15 protein-coding genes and 1 pseudogene are annotated in these 21,146 nt (G+C 57.4%); 8 read left to right on the plus strand and 8 right to left on the minus strand.

Features of this window, described 5'->3' with window-relative positions; all coding sequences use genetic code 11:
• Positions 1 to 24 precede the first annotated feature (24 nt).
• Entirely contained in the window at positions 25 to 3,126 is a 3,102-nt protein-coding gene (locus ACMGG1_RS00180) for an autotransporter outer membrane beta-barrel domain-containing protein (RefSeq protein ID WP_400827793.1), read from the plus strand.
• Positions 3,127 to 3,592: 466 nt separating this feature from the next.
• Entirely contained in the window at positions 3,593 to 4,444 is an 852-nt protein-coding gene (locus tag ACMGG1_RS00185) for a helix-turn-helix domain-containing protein (RefSeq protein WP_044554851.1), read from the plus strand.
• Here the strand turns inward: ACMGG1_RS00185 and ACMGG1_RS00190 are convergent.
• The 4 genes from ACMGG1_RS00190 to ACMGG1_RS00205 all read right to left on the minus strand — a co-directional run bounded on the left by ACMGG1_RS00190 (position 4,434) and on the right by ACMGG1_RS00205 (position 9,193).
• Positions 4,434 to 6,218 carry a hybrid sensor histidine kinase/response regulator gene (locus tag ACMGG1_RS00190; RefSeq protein ID WP_201895911.1) on the minus strand — a complete coding sequence of 595 codons (1,785 nt, stop codon included), beginning with the start codon at positions 6,216 to 6,218 and terminating at the stop codon, positions 4,434 to 4,436. The two genes, ACMGG1_RS00185 and ACMGG1_RS00190, sit on opposite strands and share 11 nt — an antisense overlap.
• Entirely contained in the window at positions 6,215 to 6,709 is a 495-nt protein-coding gene (locus ACMGG1_RS00195) for a molybdopterin-dependent oxidoreductase (RefSeq protein ID WP_020837458.1), read from the minus strand. Before ACMGG1_RS00195 ends, ACMGG1_RS00190 begins: the two co-directional genes overlap by 4 nt.
• Positions 6,710 to 6,868: 159 nt before the next feature.
• Entirely contained in the window at positions 6,869 to 8,221 is a 1,353-nt protein-coding gene (gene gorA, locus ACMGG1_RS00200) for a glutathione-disulfide reductase (protein ID WP_020837456.1), read from the minus strand.
• Between the two features lie 129 nt (positions 8,222 to 8,350).
• Positions 8,351 to 9,193 (minus strand): 23S rRNA (adenine(2030)-N(6))-methyltransferase RlmJ, encoded by an 843-nt coding sequence (locus ACMGG1_RS00205; protein WP_020837454.1) that lies wholly within the window; start codon positions 9,191 to 9,193, stop codon positions 8,351 to 8,353.
• A 135-nt stretch (positions 9,194 to 9,328) separates the two neighbouring features.
• Here ACMGG1_RS00205 and ACMGG1_RS00210 point away from each other — a divergent pair, with 135 nt between their 5' ends.
• Complete coding sequence (locus tag ACMGG1_RS00210; protein WP_337048027.1) at positions 9,329 to 9,736, plus strand: ASCH domain-containing protein; 408 nt, start codon at positions 9,329 to 9,331, stop codon at positions 9,734 to 9,736.
• On the opposite strand, the gene ACMGG1_RS00215 is transcribed toward ACMGG1_RS00210, so the two are convergent.
• Positions 9,728 to 10,645, minus strand: coding sequence for a LysR family transcriptional regulator (locus ACMGG1_RS00215; RefSeq protein ID WP_165366311.1), 918 nt, complete (start codon positions 10,643 to 10,645; stop codon positions 9,728 to 9,730). The genes ACMGG1_RS00210 and ACMGG1_RS00215 overlap by 9 nt on opposite strands.
• Positions 10,646 to 10,754: 109 nt before the next feature.
• Between ACMGG1_RS00215 and ACMGG1_RS00220 the strand changes: the two genes are divergently transcribed.
• The 5 genes and pseudogenes from ACMGG1_RS00220 to ACMGG1_RS00240 all read left to right on the plus strand — a co-directional run bounded on the left by ACMGG1_RS00220 (position 10,755) and on the right by ACMGG1_RS00240 (position 17,887).
• Positions 10,755 to 12,197 (plus strand): amidase, encoded by a 1,443-nt coding sequence (locus tag ACMGG1_RS00220; RefSeq protein WP_128865303.1) that lies wholly within the window; start codon positions 10,755 to 10,757, stop codon positions 12,195 to 12,197.
• An 85-nt stretch (positions 12,198 to 12,282) separates the two neighbouring features.
• Positions 12,283 to 12,744, plus strand: coding sequence for an HIT family protein (locus tag ACMGG1_RS00225; protein WP_128865302.1), 462 nt, complete (start codon positions 12,283 to 12,285; stop codon positions 12,742 to 12,744).
• A 120-nt stretch (positions 12,745 to 12,864) separates the two neighbouring features.
• Positions 12,865 to 14,907 carry an oligopeptidase A gene (prlC, locus tag ACMGG1_RS00230; protein ID WP_217331869.1) on the plus strand — a complete coding sequence of 681 codons (2,043 nt, stop codon included), beginning with the start codon at positions 12,865 to 12,867 and terminating at the stop codon, positions 14,905 to 14,907.
• An 8-nt stretch (positions 14,908 to 14,915) separates the two neighbouring features.
• Positions 14,916 to 15,673: pseudogene (rsmJ, locus tag ACMGG1_RS00235) on the plus strand (16S rRNA (guanine(1516)-N(2))-methyltransferase RsmJ).
• Positions 15,674 to 15,988: 315 nt separating this feature from the next.
• Entirely contained in the window at positions 15,989 to 17,887 is a 1,899-nt protein-coding gene (locus tag ACMGG1_RS00240; protein ID WP_262259545.1) for a bifunctional metallophosphatase/5'-nucleotidase, read from the plus strand.
• 55 nt (positions 17,888 to 17,942) lie between these two features.
• On the opposite strand, the gene ACMGG1_RS00245 is transcribed toward ACMGG1_RS00240, so the two are convergent.
• From ACMGG1_RS00245 to ACMGG1_RS00255, 3 genes are read right to left on the minus strand one after another with little or no spacing between them, the layout of a single operon-like run.
• Complete coding sequence (locus tag ACMGG1_RS00245) at positions 17,943 to 18,542, minus strand: KpsF/GutQ family sugar-phosphate isomerase (protein WP_020837445.1); 600 nt, start codon at positions 18,540 to 18,542, stop codon at positions 17,943 to 17,945.
• Positions 18,542 to 20,179 (minus strand): FGGY-family carbohydrate kinase, encoded by a 1,638-nt coding sequence (locus ACMGG1_RS00250; protein WP_020837444.1) that lies wholly within the window; start codon positions 20,177 to 20,179, stop codon positions 18,542 to 18,544. The genes ACMGG1_RS00245 and ACMGG1_RS00250 overlap by 1 nt, the downstream gene beginning before the upstream one ends.
• Before the next feature lie 13 nt (positions 20,180 to 20,192).
• Positions 20,193 to 21,146 carry an ABC transporter permease gene (locus ACMGG1_RS00255; protein WP_020837442.1) on the minus strand — a complete coding sequence of 318 codons (954 nt, stop codon included), beginning with the start codon at positions 21,144 to 21,146 and terminating at the stop codon, positions 20,193 to 20,195.

A 21,146-nucleotide genomic window follows, 5' to 3' on the forward strand; every position in this document is an offset into this window, starting at 1 on the left:
CCAAAAACAACAAGGGATAAGGGAATGAAGCAATCTGCAGGAAACAACAAACCGGCATTGGCGCCGACATGGAAACTGAACGCCCTGTTATGCGCGTTGTTGGCCGCCGGTGGTGCACAGGCCGCGACCTATACCGAAGGGGGGAAGAGCGGCGATCCGGCCAGTTGGCGCAGCAATGAATTCAATGCTAACTGGGGGTTGGGGGCTATCCATGCCGACGAGGCTTACGCGGCAGGTTATACCGGCAAAGGGCAAAAGGTGGGGATCTTCGATACCCCGGTGAACCAGCATCCGGAATTTGCCGGTGACGGCAAGCTGACTAACGTTGTCACCGAAGGCTATCGCGCCTATACCGATCCGCATCGTGAGGGGATTAAGGCCGGCGATCGCTTTTACTTTGACGGTACTTTCCATTTTTACAGTGGTTCACAGGGGCAGTTAAGTAACCACGGCGTCCACGTTGCCGGTATCAGCGGTGCCAACCGTGACGGCACCGGCATGCACGGCGTCGCCTTTGATTCGCAAATCATCAGCGTCGATAACGACAATGACGGCCCGGCCTACGGTGAGTTCCTCGGGCTGGATGGCAGCGTGACCAACGCGGGCTGGCAGGCGATGATCAACAACGGCGTGCGGGTGATCAACAACAGTTGGGGCGTCAGCATTCCGGATTTTCTCTCGGATAATGGCAAGAAACCCGATGCGCTGCATTTCGAGCTGAAGGACGCGCAGGAACAGTTTGATCAGGTGAAACCCTTGCTGGGCAGCCTGGCGGGGGCGGGTTATCAGGGGGCTATCGATGCGGCACGTAAAAATATTCTGGTGCTGTTCGCCGCCGGTAACGACGGTAACTACAACCAACCGGATGTGATCAGCGGCCTGGCCTATTTTGTGCCGGATATTGCGCCTAACTGGCTGTCGGTTGCCAGCGTCGCGCAGGATGACGCCTCCACCAACAGCGTGCCTTACACCATCAGCAGCTTCTCTTCGCGTTGCGGCTATACCGCCAGCTTCTGCGTCTCCTCGCCGGGGAGTAAAATCTACAGCACCGTAGCCAACGGTTCAGATCCGAACCAGTTGGTCTCCGACTATGGCAATAAAAACGGTACCTCAATGGCGACGCCGCACGTGACCGGCGCAGTCGCCGTATTGCTGCAGCGTTTCCCGTACATGACGTCGGCGCAAATTGCCGATGTGCTTAAAACGACCGCGACCGATATGGGGGCTCCGGGCATCGATGCCTTGTATGGCTGGGGGATGATCAATCTGGGCAAGGCGATTAACGGTCCGGGCATGTTCTATACCGTCGATGATATCCCCGAGGAGTTTCGTATTCCGGACCCGACGGGCGTGGCTTATGGCTCGTCGCAATTTGTCGCCAACATTCCTGGCATGGGGGCGATCATCGATGAGGGTACGTTGCATGCCAGAGTCTGCGATGACTACCACTGCTCGCTTGAAGTGTATTCCAATGATATCAACGGCCATGGCGGCCTGACCAAAGAGGGCCAGGGGGCGTTGGTACTGACCGGTAACAACACCTACTCCGGCCCGACGTGGGTCAATACCGGCCTGCTGGCGGTAAATGGTTCGGTGACTTCGGACGTGACGGTGCAAAGCGCCGGCGTGCTGGGCGGCACCGGTACGCTAGGGTCGTTAACTGCCCGCAGCGGCGGTACCGTGGCGCCGGGCAATTCGATCGGTACGCTGAACGTGACTCGTGACGTCCGCTTCGAACCAGGCTCCCGTTACGCGGTGGAAGTGGCGGCGAACGGCCAAAGCGATCGGATCCAAAGTAACGGATCGGCGACGATCGGCGGCGGTGAAGTGACGGTATCGCTGGAAAACAGCAGCAACCTGCTGTCGCAAAACGAGGTTCGCAGCCTGCTGGGTCAGCAGTACAACATTCTGACCGCCCAGCAGGGTATCCGTGGGCAGTTTGATTCCGTGGCGCCGAACTACCTGTTCCTGGGCACCGGGCTGACCTATCAGCCAAATCAGGTAACGCTCAACGTCGGCCGTAATGACACCAGTTTCGCCAGCGTGGCGGCAACGCAGAACGAGCGGGCGGTGGCGGCAGCGGCAGATGCGCTGGCGGCGGGCAATCCGGTGTTTGAAAGCATCCTCAACGCCGGTTCGGCGGGGGAAGCGCGGCAGGCGTTCCGCCAACTGTCGGGGCAGATCCACGCGGATATCGCTTCGGCACAGGTGAACGACAGCCGCTACCTGCGCGACGCGCTGAACGGCCGTTTGCGTCAGGCGGAAGGGCTGGCGACCTCGCCGGACATCAAAGCTGACGACGACGGTGGCGCCTGGGCGCAGCTGCTGGGGGCCTGGGACCACGCGTCGGGCGATGCCAATGCCACGGGCTATCAGGCATCCACCTACGGCGTGCTGGTGGGGCTGGACTCGGCGCTGGCGGACGAATGGCGGTTAGGGGTCGCGACCGGTTATACCCGCACTTCGCTGGACGGCGGTTATGGCTCGAATGCTGACAGCGACAACTACCACCTGGCGGTGTACGGCGGCAAACAGTTTGGTGAACTGGCTCTGCGTGCCGGTGGGGGTTACACCTGGCACCGTTTCGATACCTCACGCTCGGTGAACTACGGCATGCAGTCAGATCGCGAAACTGCGAAGTACAGTGCGCGCACCGAGCAGGTGTTCGCCGAAGCGGGATACAGCATAAAAGCGGCCTGGGTGAATCTGGAGCCGTTCGCCAACCTGGCGTACATCAACTTCCAGAACAACGGCATCGCGGAAGACGGTGGGGCGGCGGCGCTGCACGGTGACAAGCAACACACCGACGCGACGGTCTCGACGCTGGGGCTGCGTGCGGACACCGAGTGGCAAGCGAGCAAAACCACCGCGGTGGCGCTGCGCAGCGAGCTGGGTTGGCAGCATCAGTACGGCGATCTGGATCGCGGTACCGGGCTGAAGTTCAACGGCGGCAGCTCACCGTTCGTGGTGAACAGCGTGTCGGCGTCGCGTGACGGTGCGGTGCTGAAAGCCAGTGCGGAAGTGGCGGTGAACAAGAACGCCACGCTGTCGCTGGGCTATGGCGGGCTGCTGTCGCAAAACTACCAGGACAACAGCGTCAACGCCGGTTTTACCTGGAAGTTCTGATCCAACACATTTCACTTTCGGGATTTAAACCCATAGGGCCAGCTTGCTGGCCCTATTTTTTTGCATGGTTTCCCCGCAGGCGGCGGTGTGGAGCGGCAGGGTTAAGGTAAAAATAAGGCAAGAAAAAACCGAGACCCTTGCGGATCTCGGTTCAAATGCGGGTAAAACAGATTAGCGCTACGGCTCAAGTTTCGGTGAGGGTCTGTTGCATACATTCTCTCAGTACAGCAACCGAAATGAGCTTTCCCTGGTGTTATTGTGATTATTGGTGATGCGATTTCACTATTGTTATATTTTTATTGTGGTGTTGCTGTGTGTCTCTTCTGATACCATGTTTGACTATATAATGTGGTATGTCAAGCAATGTTTAGATAATACATTGTACCATATACCAGTTTTAGATCGCTTTTTTGCACGGCAAGTATGAAAACGACTGAAAAAACAGCAAAAAAAATCGAAGGAAAAAATGGATAACAATCATCAGAAATTCGATTCACAGTCGATTGCAAACCGGGTCAGGGAACTGTTTGTACATTATGGGATTGGTAAGCGGCAGCATGCCAAGGAACTCAGCCGTATTCTGGATCTGAGTTTTTCGCATGCGCATCGCAAGCTGAAAGGGCAAAGTCCCTGGACTCTGGAGCAGATTAACGACGTCGCGGCGGCATTAGGGGAAACGCCAGCTGCGATCGTAGATACCGGTGCTGAACATGACGTCTCCGCGCAAACTATTGCACGTGATGCCATCTTTTACGTGGGCGGGGTGGAATTAGCCTGCGTCGGTTATATCGGCCATGAGCTGATTGGCGGGCGGACTGCGGAATATGTCGCACTGCAGCAGGCTGGGCAATGGGGCATTTATCGCGCGGATGATGCACCGCAAGGGCAACGCTATTGTGTGGAACTGATAGAGGTTCGCCCCGCCGCCGTCGAAGACGAGCGTTTGAGCATTGCGGTGCTCGATGATTCGCATCTGGCGGCCGATGAGTTGACCAAATACCTAAACGGGCGCGGTTTCCATGCCGTGGCATTTTACGACGTCAGCAGCTTTTGTCAGGCACTGCAGCAAAGCCTGTTCGATGGTTACGTGGTCGACTGGTTGATCGGTCAGGAAACGGCAGATCGCTGTATTGAAACCATCCGCGCGTCGGATAACCCAGACGCGCCGGTTTTAGTGCTGACCGGTCAGCTGGGTACCGACCAGCGGGAGTCTGAAATCGCCAGGGCGATGCGTGACTATGATGTGCTGGGCCCTTATGAAAAACCCGTGCGGCTTCACGTTATCGAAGCCGCACTGTTGCGGTGCTTCAACCTTTAGTAGCGAGCAGTGAAGCCAGTGCGGAAGACAAGGCGTCCAGCCGAACCGGTTTCATTAAATAGTTGTCGAACAGCGCCCGCTGTTCGACAGACAGTTGCTCAGGGGTGTAGGCGCTGATGCCGATAATCGGGATATGGCGGTTGGGGCCACGTTGGTCACGCAGTTTTTTAGCCAGTGCGGCCCCATCGATTCCCGGCATTTGCAGATCCAGCAGCAACGCGTCGTAAGGACGCCGCAGCAGTTTTTGCAGCGCTCTTTCAGACGAGTTGCACAGCTCATGCTGATAGCCGAGCTTGTCCAGCAGCGCCGAGAAGGCGTCACTCACCGATTTATTGTCATCGACGACCAAAATATGCTGCTGTTTCTGCGGCAAACTTTGCTGGTGGAGCGGTGTTTCACCCAACTTTTCCTCGTTACTGACTTCTACCGGAATGCTGACGATAAAGGTGCTGCCTTTTTTGATCTCGCTGTAGACGGTAATGGTGCCGTTGAGCAGCGTCACCAGCCCGTGCACAATCGCCAACCCCATGCCGACGCCGCCATACTGGCGGGTATGTGATTGATCAAGCTGGGTGAAGGGCCGGAATATCTGATCCAGCATTCCCTTTTCGATACCAATCCCGGTATCGGTGACCTCAATAATCAGCGAACTGCCGGTAGCCTGGCTGCGCAAGCAACTATGCAGCGTGATGGTGCCGCTTTCGGTGTATTTGAACGCATTGGTCAGCAGATTGACGATAATTTGCCGAATACGCAGCGGATCGGAATGTATCTGCAGATGGCCGCATTCCACTTCACACAGCAAAGTGACCTGATCTTTCTGGCGCAGCGTTTTGATTTCATTCGCCGTTTCTTCAACCAGCCGCTGGGCATCGAAGGGAGCGATACGCAGTTCCATCATACCGCTGTCGAGATGGGCGTAATCGGTCAGGTCTTTCATCTGACTTTCAATTTGCTGTGCGGCGGTTTCCAGCCTTTGGAAAGTGTCCGCGTGCTCGGCCGACACCTGGGTATTCACCAGCACATCAATGGCGGACATGATGCTCTGTAGCGAGGTGCGTAGCTCGTGACCGATGGCGCCCAGAAAGGCATTTTTGGTGCGGGTGGCTTTTTCCGCCTCAATCGCCTTGGCCTGCTGGCGGATGGTCAGGCGCTGCTGACGCAGCACAATCAGCGTGATGGCGATCAGCGCGATCACTGAAAACATCACGATCACCAGACCATAGAAAATGATGTGTCGTTTCTCGATATAGTCTTCGTAGGCCGCGGTGCGCTGCTTCACTTCGGCATGATCGGTCAGGTTAGCCATCTCAATCGCATAGGGCTTGATTTGCTTCATCGCCTGCGAAATCAGAGAGAAATCAATTTTCGGGCTGTTCAGCAAATTATCAATCTGATCCATTTTCTCGCGCATGTGCGTGACGACTTCGGGATAACCCGGTTCGGCATACAGCGGCTGGGTGGATTCGGAGACCGTTTCCAGCACGTAAAAACGCGAATAAAGGATTTCAAATTTGAGCCGAAGATCTTCGCTATCCACCTGCGGTGCGTTTTTCAACTGTTCGACCAGCGTGTCGAATTCCGCCAGCTTGATCGAGAATTTGGCGATCGACCAGGAGTAATTTTCCTGCGTGCCGGCGATAGCATACAACCCTTTTTTCGACAGGGTCGCGCTGTAGTAATACAGCGTCACCGTAGAGGCAACCAGAAACAGTGCGGCAAAGATAGCCGGGATCGCCAGCCTGCTGCCGCTTTTAAACCCTGTGAGCTTCATTTGATTACGATCCTGTCCACTTGCCAGATGAAGCGCGAGTTGTAGAGCGGAGAATTTAACTCAGGCCCGGCGGCATCCCTCGGGTAAACCAAAAACAGCGGGCCGAAGTTTCTGATCTTCAGCATGACGCCGTCCATTTTGTAAGCCAAAATCATGTTGTATTTTTCGACATCTGACAGCGGCACGTCGATGTAATAATCGTTCAGCGCATAAAATGTCAGCGTGCTGCCTTTGGCGCCGACGCGCGCCAAAATGTCCGCCACGCCAATCCCTTCGAACTTTCTTTGCGGCGTCCAGGAGGTAGAGGTGGTGATGCTGCGCACCGGCATTGCCAACAGTTGTTTATCGGTAAACAGATAGCTTTTCTTTACCGGATCGGTGGTGTTTTCGATGTTTCCCGCGACTTCCAGGGTGAAACTTAGCGCGCTGGTTTGAAGGATGGCCAGCGCAAAAAATGCCCACAGCGTGTTTTTAAACAGATTGAACAGCATCAATGTTCTCCAGAGTCGCGGATGCTTGCATGAGCCTTGCCCATATATCAGGCAAAATAATGGCAGAAAATGAAGGTTTGTGTCGAAGTAAAGGGTAAAGAGGACCAAAAGAAAAGGCCAGGGGGTTAACCTGGCCTGAGTTTTAGCGGGTGCCCAAGCTTAGCGCATGGTCACAAACTCTTCTGCGGCGGTCGGGTGGATCGCCACGGTGTTGTCGAAGTCTTTCTTGGTCGCGCCCATTTTAATGGCTACGGCAAAGCCCTGCAGGATCTCGTCCATGCCGAAACCGATGCCGTGCAGGCCGACGATTTTCTCTTCTTTACCCACGCAGACCAGCTTCATGCGGCACGGTTGACGGTGCTGCGTCACGGCGCTGTACATGGCGGTGAAGGAAGATTTGTACACTTTCACGTTGTCCTCACCGAATTTCTCAATCGCTTCCGGTTCGGTCAGGCCAATGGTGCCGATCGGCGGGTGGCTGAACACCACGGTGGCGATGTTGCTGTAATCCAGGTGCTCTTCCGGCTTGTTGTTGAACAGGCGTTCGGACAGGCGACGGCCTGCGGCTACGGCAACCGGAGTCAGTTCGACGGCGCCGGTGTTGTCGCCCACGGCGTAAATCCCTTTTACGTTGGTGTTTTGATATTTATCGACGTCGATGTAGCCTTTTTCGTTGGTTTTCACCCCGGTAACGGCCAGGTTCAGGTTATCGGTTGCCGGTTCGCGGCCAATCGCCCACACCAGGCTGTCGACGGTGAATTCCTTGCCGTTTTCCAACTGCAACGTCAGGCTGCCGTCGGCGTTTTTGACGATGGCTTTTGGCACGGATTCCGTGTGCAGGCTTGGCCCTTCGGTGTTCATCACTTCCACCAAGGTCTCGACAACCATCGGGTCGAAAGTCCGCAGTGGCGCGTGTTTACGCACGAACAGGTGGGTTTCAGCCCCCAGCGCGTTCAGCACGCCGGCGATTTCTACAGCGATATAACCAGCACCCACCACCGCAACGCGTTTTGGCATGGCGTCCAGATCGAAGAAACCGTCAGAGTCGATGCCGTATTCTGCACCCGGAATGTCAGGGTGGCTTGGACGGCCGCCGGTGGCGATCAGGATATGGTCGGCAGTGATTTTTTCACCGTTCACTTCCACCGTGTGGGCGTCGACAAAGCGCGCGAAGCCTTTGATCACGTCGACTTTGTTTTTACCCAGCACGTTGTCGTAGGAATTATGAATGCGGTCGATATAAGCGGTGCGGTTGGCGACCAGCTTCTTCCAGTCAAACGCGTTGACGGTGGTATCGAAACCGTAATCCGGGCCGTACAGGTGGATGGCCTCGGCGATTTGCGCCGCATGCCACATAACTTTTTTCGGTACACAACCCACGTTTACGCAGGTGCCGCCCAGTTCTTTGGCTTCAATCAGTGCGCATTTCTGGCCGTACATGGCTGCCCGGTTGATCGATGCGATGCCGCCGCTGCCGCCGCCAATTGCTAGATAATCGTAATGTTTGGTCATCTGGGATTTCCATGAATTGTGTGAATCGAAGAGCGTAAGAGTTTAACGCCTGATGCAGGTTTGTCGCAAAGATTGCGTCAATGGCTGTGATAGGTGGGGTAAAGGCGCGGCAGGCCGCGCCCCGGAAGCTTATTCCGGCACTACCCAGTTCACCAAATGGTGGCCATTGCCTGACGGCACCAGGGTTTTGTGCAGCCATGGCAGCACGTTTTTCATCTGCTGTTCCAGCTTCCACGGCGGGTTAATCACAATCATGCCTGAGGCGGTCATGCCGCGCTGGTCGCTGTCGGGTCTTACCGCCAGTTCGATCTGCAGAATATTGCGGATGCCGGTGGCTTCCAGGTCTTTCAGCATGCGCTTGATTTGCTGGCGCATCACCACCGGGTACCACAGCGCGTAGGTGCCGGTGGCAAAGCGCTTGTAGCCTTCCTGCAGGCCTTTTACCACGTCCTGGTAATCGGTTTTCATTTCGTACGGCGGGTCCATCAGGATCAGCCCGCGGCGCGACAGCGGCGGCAGTTGGGATTTCAACTGTTGGTAGCCATCGGCGCGTTGCACCTTGGCACGCTCGTCCTTCTGGAACTCACTGCGCAGCAACGGGAAGTCGCTCGGGTGCAGTTCGGTCAGGTGAATTTTATCCTGCGGACGCAGCAGCTGACGGGCAATCAGTGGCGAGCCAGGGTAGTAACGCAGCCTTTCGGTGCGGTTAAAGTTGTGCACTACGCTCATGTAGGCTGCCAGCTCTTGCGGCAGGTCATCACGTTGCCACAGCAGACCGATGCCTTCCAGGTATTCCCCGGTGCGTTCGGCGTGTTCACCGCTCAGCTGATAGCGACCTGCGCCGGAGTGGGTATCCAGGTACAGGAACGGCTTCTCTTTTTCTTTCAGCGATTCGATGATCAGGCTTTGAACGGTGTGCTTAAGCACGTCGGCGTGGTTGCCGGCGTGGAAACTGTGGCGGTAACTTAACATGGCTTGTGGTAATTCCTTGTGCTCCCGACGGAGCCTGCTGAACAGAATAAAGGCTTATATTCTGCACAGTATAAACTGTCTGGGCGGGAAAAAGTGAAATGCGTGACCTCAGCCCTTCAATCAAGGAGAAAGGCGATGACTAAAGCGGCCATTTTGGCTAAATACCCTGGCGCGTCTCGCTGGGCGTTCGGCGACAGCCCCATGCTGGCGGACGAGCTGTTGCAACGGGTGCTTGAGGGGCAAAAAACCGCCACCTGCTGTTCTTATCTTGCATATCGGCAAGAGCAAGAGCCGATGCTCGGGGATTACAACGTCGTGCTTGACGGCCGCGGCGAACCGGCCTGCGTCATCAGGATCCTGTCATTGAAGCTGATTCGCTATTGTGACGTTACGGCCGAGATGGCGGCACAGGAAGGTGAGGGGGATAAGAGCCTGGCGTTCTGGCGGCAGGGGCACCAGGATTTTTTTACGCGTGAAGGCACGTTCTCGCCCCAGATGTGGCTGGTGTTTCAACAGTTTGAGCTGGTTGAAGTTTTACAGTGATATCGACGGGGACTCCAGGGCGTTGACCACCTGCTCACGTAACCAGCCATGGGCCGGATCCAGGTGCGAGCGTTCATGCCACACCATTACCATGTCATAGCCGGGTATTGCCAAGGGGGCCGGCCAGGTGCGCAGGTCGCCAAGCAGTTCGCCCAGCATGCGTGAAGGCAGCATCGCGACCATATCGGATCTCGCCAGCAGTGCGGGGATGAACAGGAAGTGCGGCAGTGACATCACTACACGCCGCGCTAATCCCTGCGCTTCCAACAGCGTGTCAATCAGGGTGCGAAAACCGCCGCCGTCTTGCGAAACCATCACGAACTCCAACTGACAAAACTGCTCCAGCGAAGGGGGGCTTTGCAACAACGGATGGTCACGGCGGCCTACCAGCAGGTACTCCTCGCGAAACAACTGCCGGTGGCGCAGCTCGGCGGGGGCTTCTTCCCGGGACAAAAAACCGAGGTCGATCACGCCATCCGCCAGATCGCGACTCATGTGTTTCGGCGATGCTTCGCGGATCGCCAGGCGGGATTGGGGTGCTGCCTGCCGCAGTTTGGGCAGCATCGGCAACAGGATGGCATATTCGGCGGCGTCGGCGGCGGCCAGTTGCCAGGTCATTTCAGCCAGCAGCGGATCAAAGGGGTGTTCCGGCGCCAGCAGGCGGCCGAGGTCGGCCAGCGTCTGGCGCAGAGGCGTCAACAGGCTTAGCGCGCGCGCCGTGGGCAACATCCCTCGCGGGCCGGGCAGCAGCAGGGGATCATGGTAAATCTCGCGCAGTTTGGCCAGTTGAATGCTGACCGACGGCTGACTCAGATTGAGGCGTGCCGCCGCCCGCGTCACGTTGCGTTCGCTGAGCAGCGCTTCCAGCGTGACCAGCAAGTTGAGATCGACCCGCTTTAAATTGTTGATAACTATTCCTCGTATTAAATCTATCAATTTCAACTATAGCGCCAATCCTCCTACCGTGGAACGGACGTCGGAAAAGCCGGCGAAACCATAACGGATGAAGGAAGAGACGATGAAACTGAGCGAGTACGTTAGCTACGACGCGCTGGGGTTGGCAGCATTGGTACAGGCGGGTGAAGTCAGTGCACAAGAGCTGCAGCAAACGGCGAGGGCTGCGGTTGAGGCGGTAAACCCGGCGATCAACGCGGTGGTGGGGCATTGGCCACAACCTCAGTGGGAGAGGCGCGGCCCGCTGTCAGGCGTTCCCTTTCTGATCAAGGATATCGCCATCAGCATGGCCGGCAAGCGTCTTGAATTGGGAAGCCGGTTGGCGCAGGGGCAGATTGCCGCGGAAGACAGTTATCTGATGCGCAATATCCATCGCGCGGGGCTGGTGACCTTTGGCCGAACCACCACGCCGGAGATGGCGTTCAGCACCACCACCGAAGCGGTGCTTTACGGTGCTACGCGCAATCCCTGGAACCTTGATTTCAGCGCGGGCGGTTCCAGCGGCGGTGCTGGCGCGGCGGTTGCTGCCGGGGTCGTGCCTATGGCGCATGCCACTGATGCTGCAGGCTCTATTCGCGTGCCTGCTTCGTCCAATGGGTTGTTCGGCCTTAAACCGACGCGCGGCCGGGTATCACATGGTCCGGCGATGGATGAAGTGTTCAACGGCTTTGGCGTTCAATTGGGGCTGAGTCGCACGGTACGCGACAGTGCCGCTTTACTGGATGCGCTACAACATCCCCATCCCGGCGAACCTTATTACACGGCACCGCAGCCAGAAAGCTGGCTGTCACAGGTCACCCGCGAGCCTGGTCGGTTGCGTATTGGCATGATGACTCAGGCGTGGAATGGCGGGAAAACTGCACCGCAAATCGTTCAGGCCACCAACGACACCGCAGTGCTGCTGAGCGAGCTGGGCCATCAGGTCACTGAGGCGGAGATGCCGATCGGCGTCAGTTGGCAGGAACTGGTATTCGCCAATGCGCAGATCTGGTGCGCCAATCTGGTCGGTTGGGTTGAGGGGTTGAGCCAAACCACCGGACGCGCGATTTCAACCGACATGCTGGAGCCGGAAACGCTGGCCTGTTACCACTACGGGTTGGCCGCCAGGGCGGTGGATATGGTTGCGGCGCTTGAGGTGCGTAACCGGGTGACTCGTGCCGTGGGCGCCTATTTCCAGCAGTACGATCTGTTGTTGACCCCGACCATGCCTGACTTGCCCTGGCGCATTGGTCGCTACGGTACCGGAACGGCGGATATGAGTGGCCTGGAGTGGACCGCGCATTTATTCGATCATTCACCGTTCACGCCGGTGTTTAATGTGGCAGGCGTGCCGGCGATGTCGGTGCCGCTGGCGCATGATGCGCAGCACAATCTGCCGATAGGCATGCAATTTGTTGCCGGTTTTGGCCGCGAAGATCAACTGCTGCGGTTGGCAGGGCAGCTTGAACGGGCAGCGCCGTGGCATCAACGGCGTCCGGCCGTTTGGGCGGGAAATGCAGGGGAATAGCAGTCAAAAGGCAAAATATCCGCTATGTTGCTGAAAGGCTTTTTGCGGCGGGCTCTTGGCTCGCCGTCCCATTCAGGAGGATACGATGAGCTGCATCTTTTGCGAAATGGTGGCGGGCAGAGTGCCGTGCCATAAAATTTGGGAAGACGAGAACCATATGGCGTTCCTTTCCATTTATCCGAATACCGAGGGTTTCAGCGTAGTGATCCCCAAGGCGCACTATGAGAGCTATGCCTTTGCGTTGCCGGACGAGGTACTCAGCGAGCTGATGTTGGCGACCAAGCGGGTAGCGCAGTTGCTCGACCGGGCGTTTGACGACGTGGGCCGCTGCGGCATGGTGTTCGAAGGTTTTGGCGTCGACCATGTGCATGCCAAGCTGATCCCGATGCACGGTACCGCTGCGCTGGAACAGTGGCAGCCTATCGAATCGACCTCGGCGAAATTCTTCGACCGCTATGAGGGTTACCTTTCGTCCCACGACGCGGCGCGCGCTGACGATGAGCATCTGGCCGTGCTGGCTGCGAAGATCCGTCAGAGTGCGGTTTAAGGCACTATCTATCAACGCCGGGCCATTGATTTTCCTGCCGCTTGGCACCATGTTAGATATTCATACGCATTTTAAGGCCTGCCCGTCGTGGCGGGCCCCAACGCTAATCAGGACTGCCCTATGACAAATCCGTTGCTGACTTCGTTTTCCCTGCCGCCGTTTTCCGCCATTCGCCCAGAAGATATCGTGCCTGCGGTGCAATCCGCCTTGGACGACTGTCGCGCTGCGGTAGAGCGCGTTGTCGCGCAACCGGGGCCATTTACCTGGGATAACCTGTGTCAGCCGCTGGCGGAGTCTGACGATCGCCTGTCGCGCATCTGGTCGCCGGTCGGCCATCTGAACTCGGTGAAAAACAGCCCGGAACTGCGTGCCGCCTATGAGCAGGCGCTGCCGTTGCTGTCTGAGTACGGCACCTGGGTAGGGCAACACGAAGGGCTATACCAGGCTTACCGTAGCCTGAAAGAAGGCGAAGCCTTCAATCAACTGACAGTGCCGCAGCGCAAGTCGGTAGAAAACGCGCTGCGTGATTTCGAACTGTCGGGCATTGGCCTGTCGCCGGAAAAACAGCGTCGCTATGGCGAGATTGTCGCCCGCCTTTCCGAACTGGGTTCCACTTACAGCAACAACGTGCTCGACGCCACCATGGGCTGGAGCAAGTTGATCACCGATCAAGCCGAACTGAGCGGCCTGCCGGAAAGCGCGCTGGCTCAGGCTCAGGCGATGGCGCAGGCCAAAGAGCAGGAAGGCTGGTTGCTGACGCTGGATATGCCAAGCTATCTGCCGGTGCTGACCTATGGCGATAACCGCGCGCTGCGTGAAGAAATGTATCGTGCCTTCGCTACCCGCGCCTCCGATCAGGGGCCAAATGCCGGCAAATGGGACAACAGTGAAGTGATGGCGGAAACGCTGGCGTTGCGTCACGAATTGGCCCAGTTGCTGGGCTTTGACAGCTACGCCGACAAGTCGCTGGCGACCAAAATGGCTGAAAACCCGGAGCAGGTACTGGGTTTCCTGAGTGATTTGGCCAAACGCGCCCGTCCGCAGGCCGAGCAGGAACTGGCGCAGCTGCGTGCCTTTGCCAAACAGCATTACGGTGTGGATGAGCTGGAAGCCTGGGACATCACCTATTACGGCGAAAAACAAAAACAGCACCTGTTCTCGATCAGCGATGAGCAACTGCGCCCCTACTTCCCGGAACAACGTGTGGTACAAGGCCTGTTCGAAGTGGTGAAACGCATTTATGGCATCACTGCCAAAGAGCGTAAGGATGTGGATACCTGGCATCCAGAAGTGCGCTTCTTTGATCTGTTCGACGCTAACGGTGAGCTGCGCGGCAGCTTCTACCTCGACCTGTATGCCCGCGAAAACAAGCGCGGCGGGGCCTGGATGGATGACTGTGTCGGTAGCCTGCGCAAGGCCAACGGCGAGCTGCAAAAACCGGTTGCCTATCTGACCTGTAACTTCAACCGTCCGCTGGGCGACAAGCCGGCGCTGTTCACCCATAACGAAGTGACCACGCTGTTCCACGAGTTCGGCCACGGTCTGCACCATATGCTGACCCAAATCGACACCGCCGGTGTTTCCGGTATTAGCGGTGTGCCATGGGATGCGGTCGAACTGCCGAGCCAGTTTATGGAAAACTGGTGCTGGGAGCCGGAAGCGCTGGCATTTATCTCCGGCCATTATCAAAGCGGTGAGCCGCTGCCGAAGGAGATGCTGGACAAGTTGCTGGCCGCCAAAAACTACCAGGCTGCGCTGTTCATCCTGCGTCAGTTGGAGTTTGGCCTGTTCGACTTCCGCATGCACGCCGAATACAGCCCTGAGAAAGGTGCGCAGATCCTGCCGACGTTGGCAGAAGTGAAAAAAATGGTGGCGGTTGTGCCTTCTCCAAGCTGGGGCCGTTTCCCGCACGCTTTCAGCCACATCTTTGCCGGTGGTTACGCGGCGGGTTACTACAGCTACCTGTGGGCAGAAGTGTTGTCGGCAGATGCCTATTCGCGCTTTGAAGAAGAGGGGATTTTCAACGCCGAAACCGGTAAATCCTTCCTCGACAACATCCTGTCGCGTGGCGGTTCCGAAGAGCCGATGGAACTGTTCAAACGCTTCCGTGGCCGTGAGCCGCAGCTGGATGCTATGCTGCGCCATTACGGCATTAAAGGATAACCCCACCGGTGAGCGTGTGTTTATTGTGTGAAGAAGGCGCCGATCCCGGCGCCTTGTCTATTCTGGCGGAACGCTGGCAGTTGGTTTCGGACGACGACGCGACGATGGCGCTGGTGCTGACGCCGCAACGTCTGGAGTTGCGTAAGCGTGACGAACCCAAGCTGGGGGCGATCTACGTCGATTTCATTTCCGGCACTATGGCGCACCGACGCCGCTTTGGCGGCGGGCGTGGCGAAGCGGTGGCGAAAGCGGTCGGCATCAAGGGCAGCTATCGGCCAAACGTGGTGGATGCTACGGCAGGGCTGGGGCGCGATGCCTTTGTGCTGGCCTCGCTGGGCTGCCGGGTGAGGATGCTGGAGCGTAATCCGGTGGTGGCTGCCTTGCTGGACGATGGACTGCAACGCGGCTATCAGGATGCGGAAATCGGCCCATGGCTGCGCGAGCGCATGACTCTGCTGCATGCCTCCAGTCTGACGGCGTTAGCCGAGCTCGATTCCCCCCCGAGGTGGTGTACCTGGATCCCATGTACCCGCACAAGCAGAAAAGCGCGCTGGTGAAGAAAGAGATGCGGGTGTTCCAGTCGCTGGTGGGCAGCGACGACGATGCCGATGGTCTGCTGGAGCCGGCACGCCGTCTGGCGACCAAGCGCGTGGTGGTTAAACGGCCGGATTATGCTCCACCATTGGCTAACGTGCCCGCGCATGCGGCCTCGACCACCAAAAGTCACCGTTTCGATATTTATATGCCCTATCCTCTTCATACTTGACGCTGTATCTGTGTTGGCTGCATTACTCGGCCCGTCCATGGGCCTCGCCCCTTAACGGGGCCAACGCAAACGTTGTTCAAATCTGTTCCCGACAGATTTGTTGTGCGCCCCAGTCACTTACTTGAGTAAGCTCCTGGGGACTTACAAACTTGCCGCCTTGATACAACGCCAATTATTTAGGGCATAGAGGGCGAAATAGGGAGGTATTCATTGATCCACCTCCCAATTTTATTTTTTACCTTGCAAAGATACTGGCAAGCTTGTGTTCCAGATCGCATGATTCCTGTTCGTTCCCCTCCCTATAATTAGATGATAATGAAGAAGACACTCCTTGCTGTTTTGCTTTGCCTGGGTACCTCTGCAATGGCTTCTGAACCAGTCAATATCACCATCCTCGGCACGTCCGATCTGCACGGTACCTTTGTGCCCTGGGATTATTCGACCGACACCGAAAACCTGGCCGGCAGCCTGAGCCAAATCGCCACTCAGGTGCAACAGGTACGGGCGAAGCAGCCCAACGTGATCCTGGTCGATGCCGGCGACACCATCCAGGGCAACTTTGTCGAGACTTTTAAAAACGACAAAACCAGCCCGATGATCCTCGGGTTTAACGCGCTGGACTATGACGTCTGGGTGATGGGTAACCATGAATTCGATTTCGGCCTCAAACCGCTTTCCACCTCACTGAACCAGTTCAAGGGCACGGCATTGGCCGGCAATATTCTGTGGGAGAGCGGCAAACCCTACCTGCCAGCGTATAAAATCATTGAACGTCAGGGAGTGAAAATCGGCATTATTGGCATGGATACGCCGATGACCGCAGAGTTCGCCAAAGGCACCGACCGGGTGAAAGGGCTGAACTTTACCGATCCGGTACAGGCGGTGAAGCAGGTCATTCAGCAAATTCAGGGTGAAGTGGACGCTATCGTGCTGGTGGCGCACATGGGCATCGACAACGAGAACCAGCGCCCTGGCACCGGCGTTGGCGATATCGCTCGTGCGAACCCGGAACTGGCGGCGATCGTCGCCGGGCACATGCACGTCAAAGTCGATAAAGAAGTGATTAACGGCGTGATCGTTACCGAACCGGACAAATATGGCCGTGCGCTGTCGCGCATCGATTTGCAGTTTGAGCAGCACAACGGCAAGTACGTGCTGATCAACAAAGACAGCTATACCTACCCAATCAAAGGCATCGCGTCGGATAAAAAGCTGGAAGAGATTTATCAGCCTTATCACAAGATTTTGCGCGCCAACGCCAACCGGCCGATTGCCCAGCTCAGCGGCCAGGATCTGGTGCCGCCGGATGCCGTGAAGGGGATCCCGCAGGTACACGTGCAGGATACCGGCATCAGCAAACTGTATCAGGAAGCAAGCCGTTACTATGCGCCACAGGCGCAGGTGATCGCGCTGCAGATTGATAATGACCGGCCGAAATTAAACGTCGGTACCATTACGGCCAAAGATATCGCCTTCAATTATCAATATGCCGGCGGCGAGATCACCGTGTACCAACTCAGTGGCAAAGAGCTGAAGAAGTACATGGAATGGTCGGCGGGCTACTTCAATCAGCTGCAGGACGGCGATGTCACCTACAGCTTCAACCCGCAGCGCCGCGCGTCCAAGTATTCCACCAATGATTTCTTCGATGGCGTGACCTATAAAATCGACCTGCGCCAACCGGTCGGGCAGCGCATCCGTGATTTGCGCATGGCCGACGGCACGCCGGTGACTGACAGCACGCCGATCCGTCTGGGCATGAACAGCTATCGCATGGGGCACCTGACGCAAAAAGGCGGCGCACTGGAAGGTATGCAGTTCCCGGTATTGTCGGACAGCAAGGCTGAATATGGCGAAGAGGCCGGAACCATCCGCAACCTGACTATCCGTTATCTGACCGAAGTGAAAAAAGGCCAGTATCAGGGACAGGCGGTGCAGCGCTGGCAGTTGGTTGGGTTGGAAGGCTACGAACGTGAGCGTAAAATCGTCGAAAAACTGCTGAACGACGGCAAAATCAGCGTACCTACCAGTGAAGATGGGCGCTACGGTAATGTCGCGTCGTTCAACGTGAAGCCACTGCTGATCGGCGAGCCGAAGGCCCGTCAGCAGCAACAGGCGGCATTGAAGGCAGAATTGGCCGCCGCCAGCGATCCGGTGGCAAAAAAACGCCTGAGCGATCGGTTAGTGATTCTCGAGGCGATTAACAAAGCCTGATAGAGATAATGGGCTCGGCGTAGGTATGCTGAGCCCTACCAACAACACCCGTGGATTACTTCCCCTGCAGCAAGCGCTTGCCGACGTCACCGCCTGGGTGTACCGCCAGCAACGTTTCTTTGTCGTAGCCACTGCGTTCCATCAGGCAGGCACAGGCCGCGTCGAAGATTGCCAATACCAGCACGATAGACGTCGTTGCCAGCATATTCAGTGGATCTATCTCATTTTCTACTCCGGTGCGGATCACCAACCGTGCTGCTTTGGCGATCGCCGAATCCGGATTTTCCGTCACGCCGATCAGCGGCACACCCTTGGCCTGCAGCGTTGGCAGCAGGCGGGTCAATTCGTCGGAATTTCCGCCGCGCGAAATCAGAATCATCAAATCGTCGCTGCGCAAAAAGCCCAGATCGCCGTGGGCTGCATCGGTGGCGTTCAGGTAGATGGCTGGCCGTTCCACGCAGGCCAGCATATGGGCTATCTTGCGTGCCGCAATACCGGAAGTCCCGACGCCGGTAACCACGATTTTCCCCCGGCACTCGGCCAATGCCGTCAGCAACCGTTGCCAGCTTTGTGCGTCGATGCGCTGGCTCAGCTGTGCCAGTTCCCGGCTGTAGATTGCCCAGGCTTCAGTGGCCCGCTGCCATTCCTGCTGCATCAGGCTTCCTCCTGCATCAGTTGGCGGTATTTCATGTGGTCGTTATACAGCTCATGGAACACGCGGTATTTACGGTCGTAATAGCGTTTGATTTTGTTGGTCTGTGGCGTCACGGTTTTACCTATGCGACTCATGGCGCTCATGGCTTCCGGCAGCGTGTCGTATACCCCGGCCGCCACCGTGCCCATCATCGCTCCCCCCAACAGCATCGCCTCGCTCTCTTCCGGTAACAGCATGGCGCAGCCGGTGGCATTGGCATGTTCCTGCACGAAAATCGGGTTTTTGGTACCGCCGCCGCTGGCCATGATGGTGTCGATGCTGTAGCCACTTTGGTTCATGGTTTCAATAATATGGCGGGTACCCAGCGCAATCGCCTGGATGGTCGCCAGATAATGCAAGGCCATATCTTCCGGGGTACGCGACAGCTTCAGCCCGGTCAGAGTACCGGTCAGCGTCGGGTTGGCACGTGGTGAACGGTTGCCGTGGAAATACGGCAGCATATGAATATCCTGGGTGAGGAAGGCAATCTCCTCCGGCTCACCTGCCATGCGGCGCAGCAGGGCATTCAGCACTTCATAAATCGTCTGTCCCTGGGTTTTTGCCTGTGCCAGCAGCTCCGGGTAACAAGGATGCGACTGGATCACGTGGTCAATCAGCGCACCGGTGGCGGACTGGCCGCCCTCGTTCAGCCAGTATTCCGGCAGGATCGCCGAGTAATACGGCCCCCATACGCCGCCAATAAAACGCGCGGTACGGGACATCGCCATATGGCCGGTGGAAGTACCGCCAATCAGCGCAACGCGGCGGTTAAAATCTGCCACTTCACCGGAAACCCCGGTAGCGCCAAGCGTGCCTAGCGTCCCGGCGTGGGCGTCAATGATCGAGACGCTGACCGCCGTGCCGGCAATCAGGCCCATTTCACTGGCGGCACGCTGGGTGAGGCCGTGGCCGAGCGGTTCGCCCATCATTTTGACGTCGCTGCCGATCTTGGCGGCATCGTGCTCCAGCACGTCTTCCAATCCAATCTGTTTGAAATAGCTTTTGTCCCAGCGCTGTTCATGGCCGAGATAGGTCCATTTGCACACCGTCGAACACAGTGAACGGGTGGCGTCCTGGGTGGCCCGCCAGGTGAGGAAGTCCGGCAGGTCAAACAGGTAACCGGCATTGGCCCAGGTGGTCGGCATATGCTGTTTCAACCACAGCATTTTGGGGGTCTGCATTTCCGGCGAAATGATGCCGCCGACGAAATCCAGCACCCGGTGTTTGGTGGCGTTGATGCGTTCGGCCTGGGTGATGGCCCGGTGATCCATCCACACGATGATGTTCTGCTCGGTGCGGCCGGACGGGCTGACGGTCAGCGGTTGGCCCTCTTTGTCCAACACCACCAGAGAACAGGTGGCGTCAAAACCCAGTCCTTTAACCTGAATCGGGTTGATGTCGGCCTGGTTGACCGCATCGCGCACCGCGTTGCACACCGCCTGCCAGATATTGTCCGAAGACTGCTCAACGAAGTCCGCTTTCGGACGATACAGGTCGATGGTTCGGCTGGCCTGCCCGACCATGTGACCGTTGAGATCGAATACCCCTGCGCGCGCACTTCCGGTGCCTACATCTACGCCAATAAAATAGCTCGCCATTGTTTTTCTCCAGTCAGGCTTTTCGATTCTGTAATGCGATAAACAGGATCAGCACACCGCCCCACAGGGCCATGGTCAGATAGCTGCTGACGCCCAGCAGGTTGAGGCCGCTTTCCAGCATTTGCAGCACAATCAGCGCCAGCACCAGACCCAGCACCCGGCCAAACCCACCGTCCGGGTTAATGCCGCCCAGCACCGAGGCCAAAATGGTCACCAGCAGATAGGATTCGCCGTAACCGGCCTTGGCCGAGTTGAATTTGGCCATCATCAGCAGCGCCGCACCCCAGCCGAGCAGGGCGGACAAAATATAGACCGCAATCTGTACCCGGGCGGTGTTTACGCCGCTAAAACGGGTGGCTTGCTCGTTGGAGCCAATCAGATACAGGCTGCGTCCGAGCGTGGTGTGCTCCAGCAATAGCCACAGGCCAACGGATACCAGCAGGAACAGCAGCAGCGCTACCGGAATGCCGAGCAGACTACCGTTGCCGAGATACTGAATCGCCGCCGGGAAGCCGGAGATCACCGCGCCGTTGGACAGCAGAATATTCAGGCCGGTGATCAGCGTCATGGTGCCGAGCGAAGCGAGGATGGGCGAAACGCCAATCCAGGCGACCAGCACGCCGTTAAGCGCGCCAATGGCGACGGCGACCAGCAGCCCGGCCAGCAGTGCCAGCGCCAGAAACAGCGGTTGGTCCGGGTGGCTGACGATAATGGCTGCCATCACCAGCGAGCAGGCGTTGGCACCGGCGATAATCGACAGATTGATGCCGCCGGTCAGCATGGTGATGCCCATACCGAGCGCCAGCATGCCGAGGATCGGAAGCTGCGAGGCGATCGACTGGAAATTGCCGAGGCTGAAGAAGCGCGATCCGAGCAGCCCGGCGAACAGCAGCGCCACGGCGATAATGATCGCGCTCTGCAGGCGGATGATCCGATCGTTGGGGATCAGACGGGTTAACTGGATCAT

It is taken from the genome of Serratia sp. BNK-12, assembly GCF_047456085.1.
Lineage (GTDB): Bacteria > Pseudomonadota > Gammaproteobacteria > Enterobacterales > Enterobacteriaceae > Serratia > Serratia liquefaciens.

Excerpts from the sequence above, each read along its gene's own strand:
- ACMGG1_RS00180 (WP_400827793.1), top strand. The coding sequence starts at position 25 with ATGAAGCAATCTGCAGGAAACAACAAACCGGCATTGGCGCCGACATGG.
- ACMGG1_RS00185 (WP_044554851.1), top strand. The coding sequence starts at position 3,593 with ATGGATAACAATCATCAGAAATTCGATTCACAGTCGATTGCAAACCGG.
- ACMGG1_RS00190 (WP_201895911.1), bottom strand. The coding sequence starts at position 6,218 with ATGAAGCTCACAGGGTTTAAAAGCGGCAGCAGGCTGGCGATCCCGGCT.
- ACMGG1_RS00195 (WP_020837458.1), bottom strand. The coding sequence starts at position 6,709 with ATGCTGTTCAATCTGTTTAAAAACACGCTGTGGGCATTTTTTGCGCTG.
- gorA (WP_020837456.1), bottom strand. The coding sequence starts at position 8,221 with ATGACCAAACATTACGATTATCTAGCAATTGGCGGCGGCAGCGGCGGC.
- ACMGG1_RS00205 (WP_020837454.1), bottom strand. The coding sequence starts at position 9,193 with ATGTTAAGTTACCGCCACAGTTTCCACGCCGGCAACCACGCCGACGTG.
- ACMGG1_RS00210 (WP_337048027.1), top strand. The coding sequence starts at position 9,329 with ATGACTAAAGCGGCCATTTTGGCTAAATACCCTGGCGCGTCTCGCTGG.
- ACMGG1_RS00220 (WP_128865303.1), top strand. The coding sequence starts at position 10,755 with ATGAAACTGAGCGAGTACGTTAGCTACGACGCGCTGGGGTTGGCAGCA.
- ACMGG1_RS00225 (WP_128865302.1), top strand. The coding sequence starts at position 12,283 with ATGAGCTGCATCTTTTGCGAAATGGTGGCGGGCAGAGTGCCGTGCCAT.
- prlC (WP_217331869.1), top strand. The coding sequence starts at position 12,865 with ATGACAAATCCGTTGCTGACTTCGTTTTCCCTGCCGCCGTTTTCCGCC.
- ACMGG1_RS00240 (WP_262259545.1), top strand. The coding sequence starts at position 15,989 with ATGAAGAAGACACTCCTTGCTGTTTTGCTTTGCCTGGGTACCTCTGCA.
- ACMGG1_RS00245 (WP_020837445.1), bottom strand. The coding sequence starts at position 18,542 with ATGCAGCAGGAATGGCAGCGGGCCACTGAAGCCTGGGCAATCTACAGC.
- ACMGG1_RS00250 (WP_020837444.1), bottom strand. The coding sequence starts at position 20,179 with ATGGCGAGCTATTTTATTGGCGTAGATGTAGGCACCGGAAGTGCGCGC.
- ACMGG1_RS00255 (WP_020837442.1), bottom strand. The coding sequence starts at position 21,146 with ATGATCCAGTTAACCCGTCTGATCCCCAACGATCGGATCATCCGCCTG.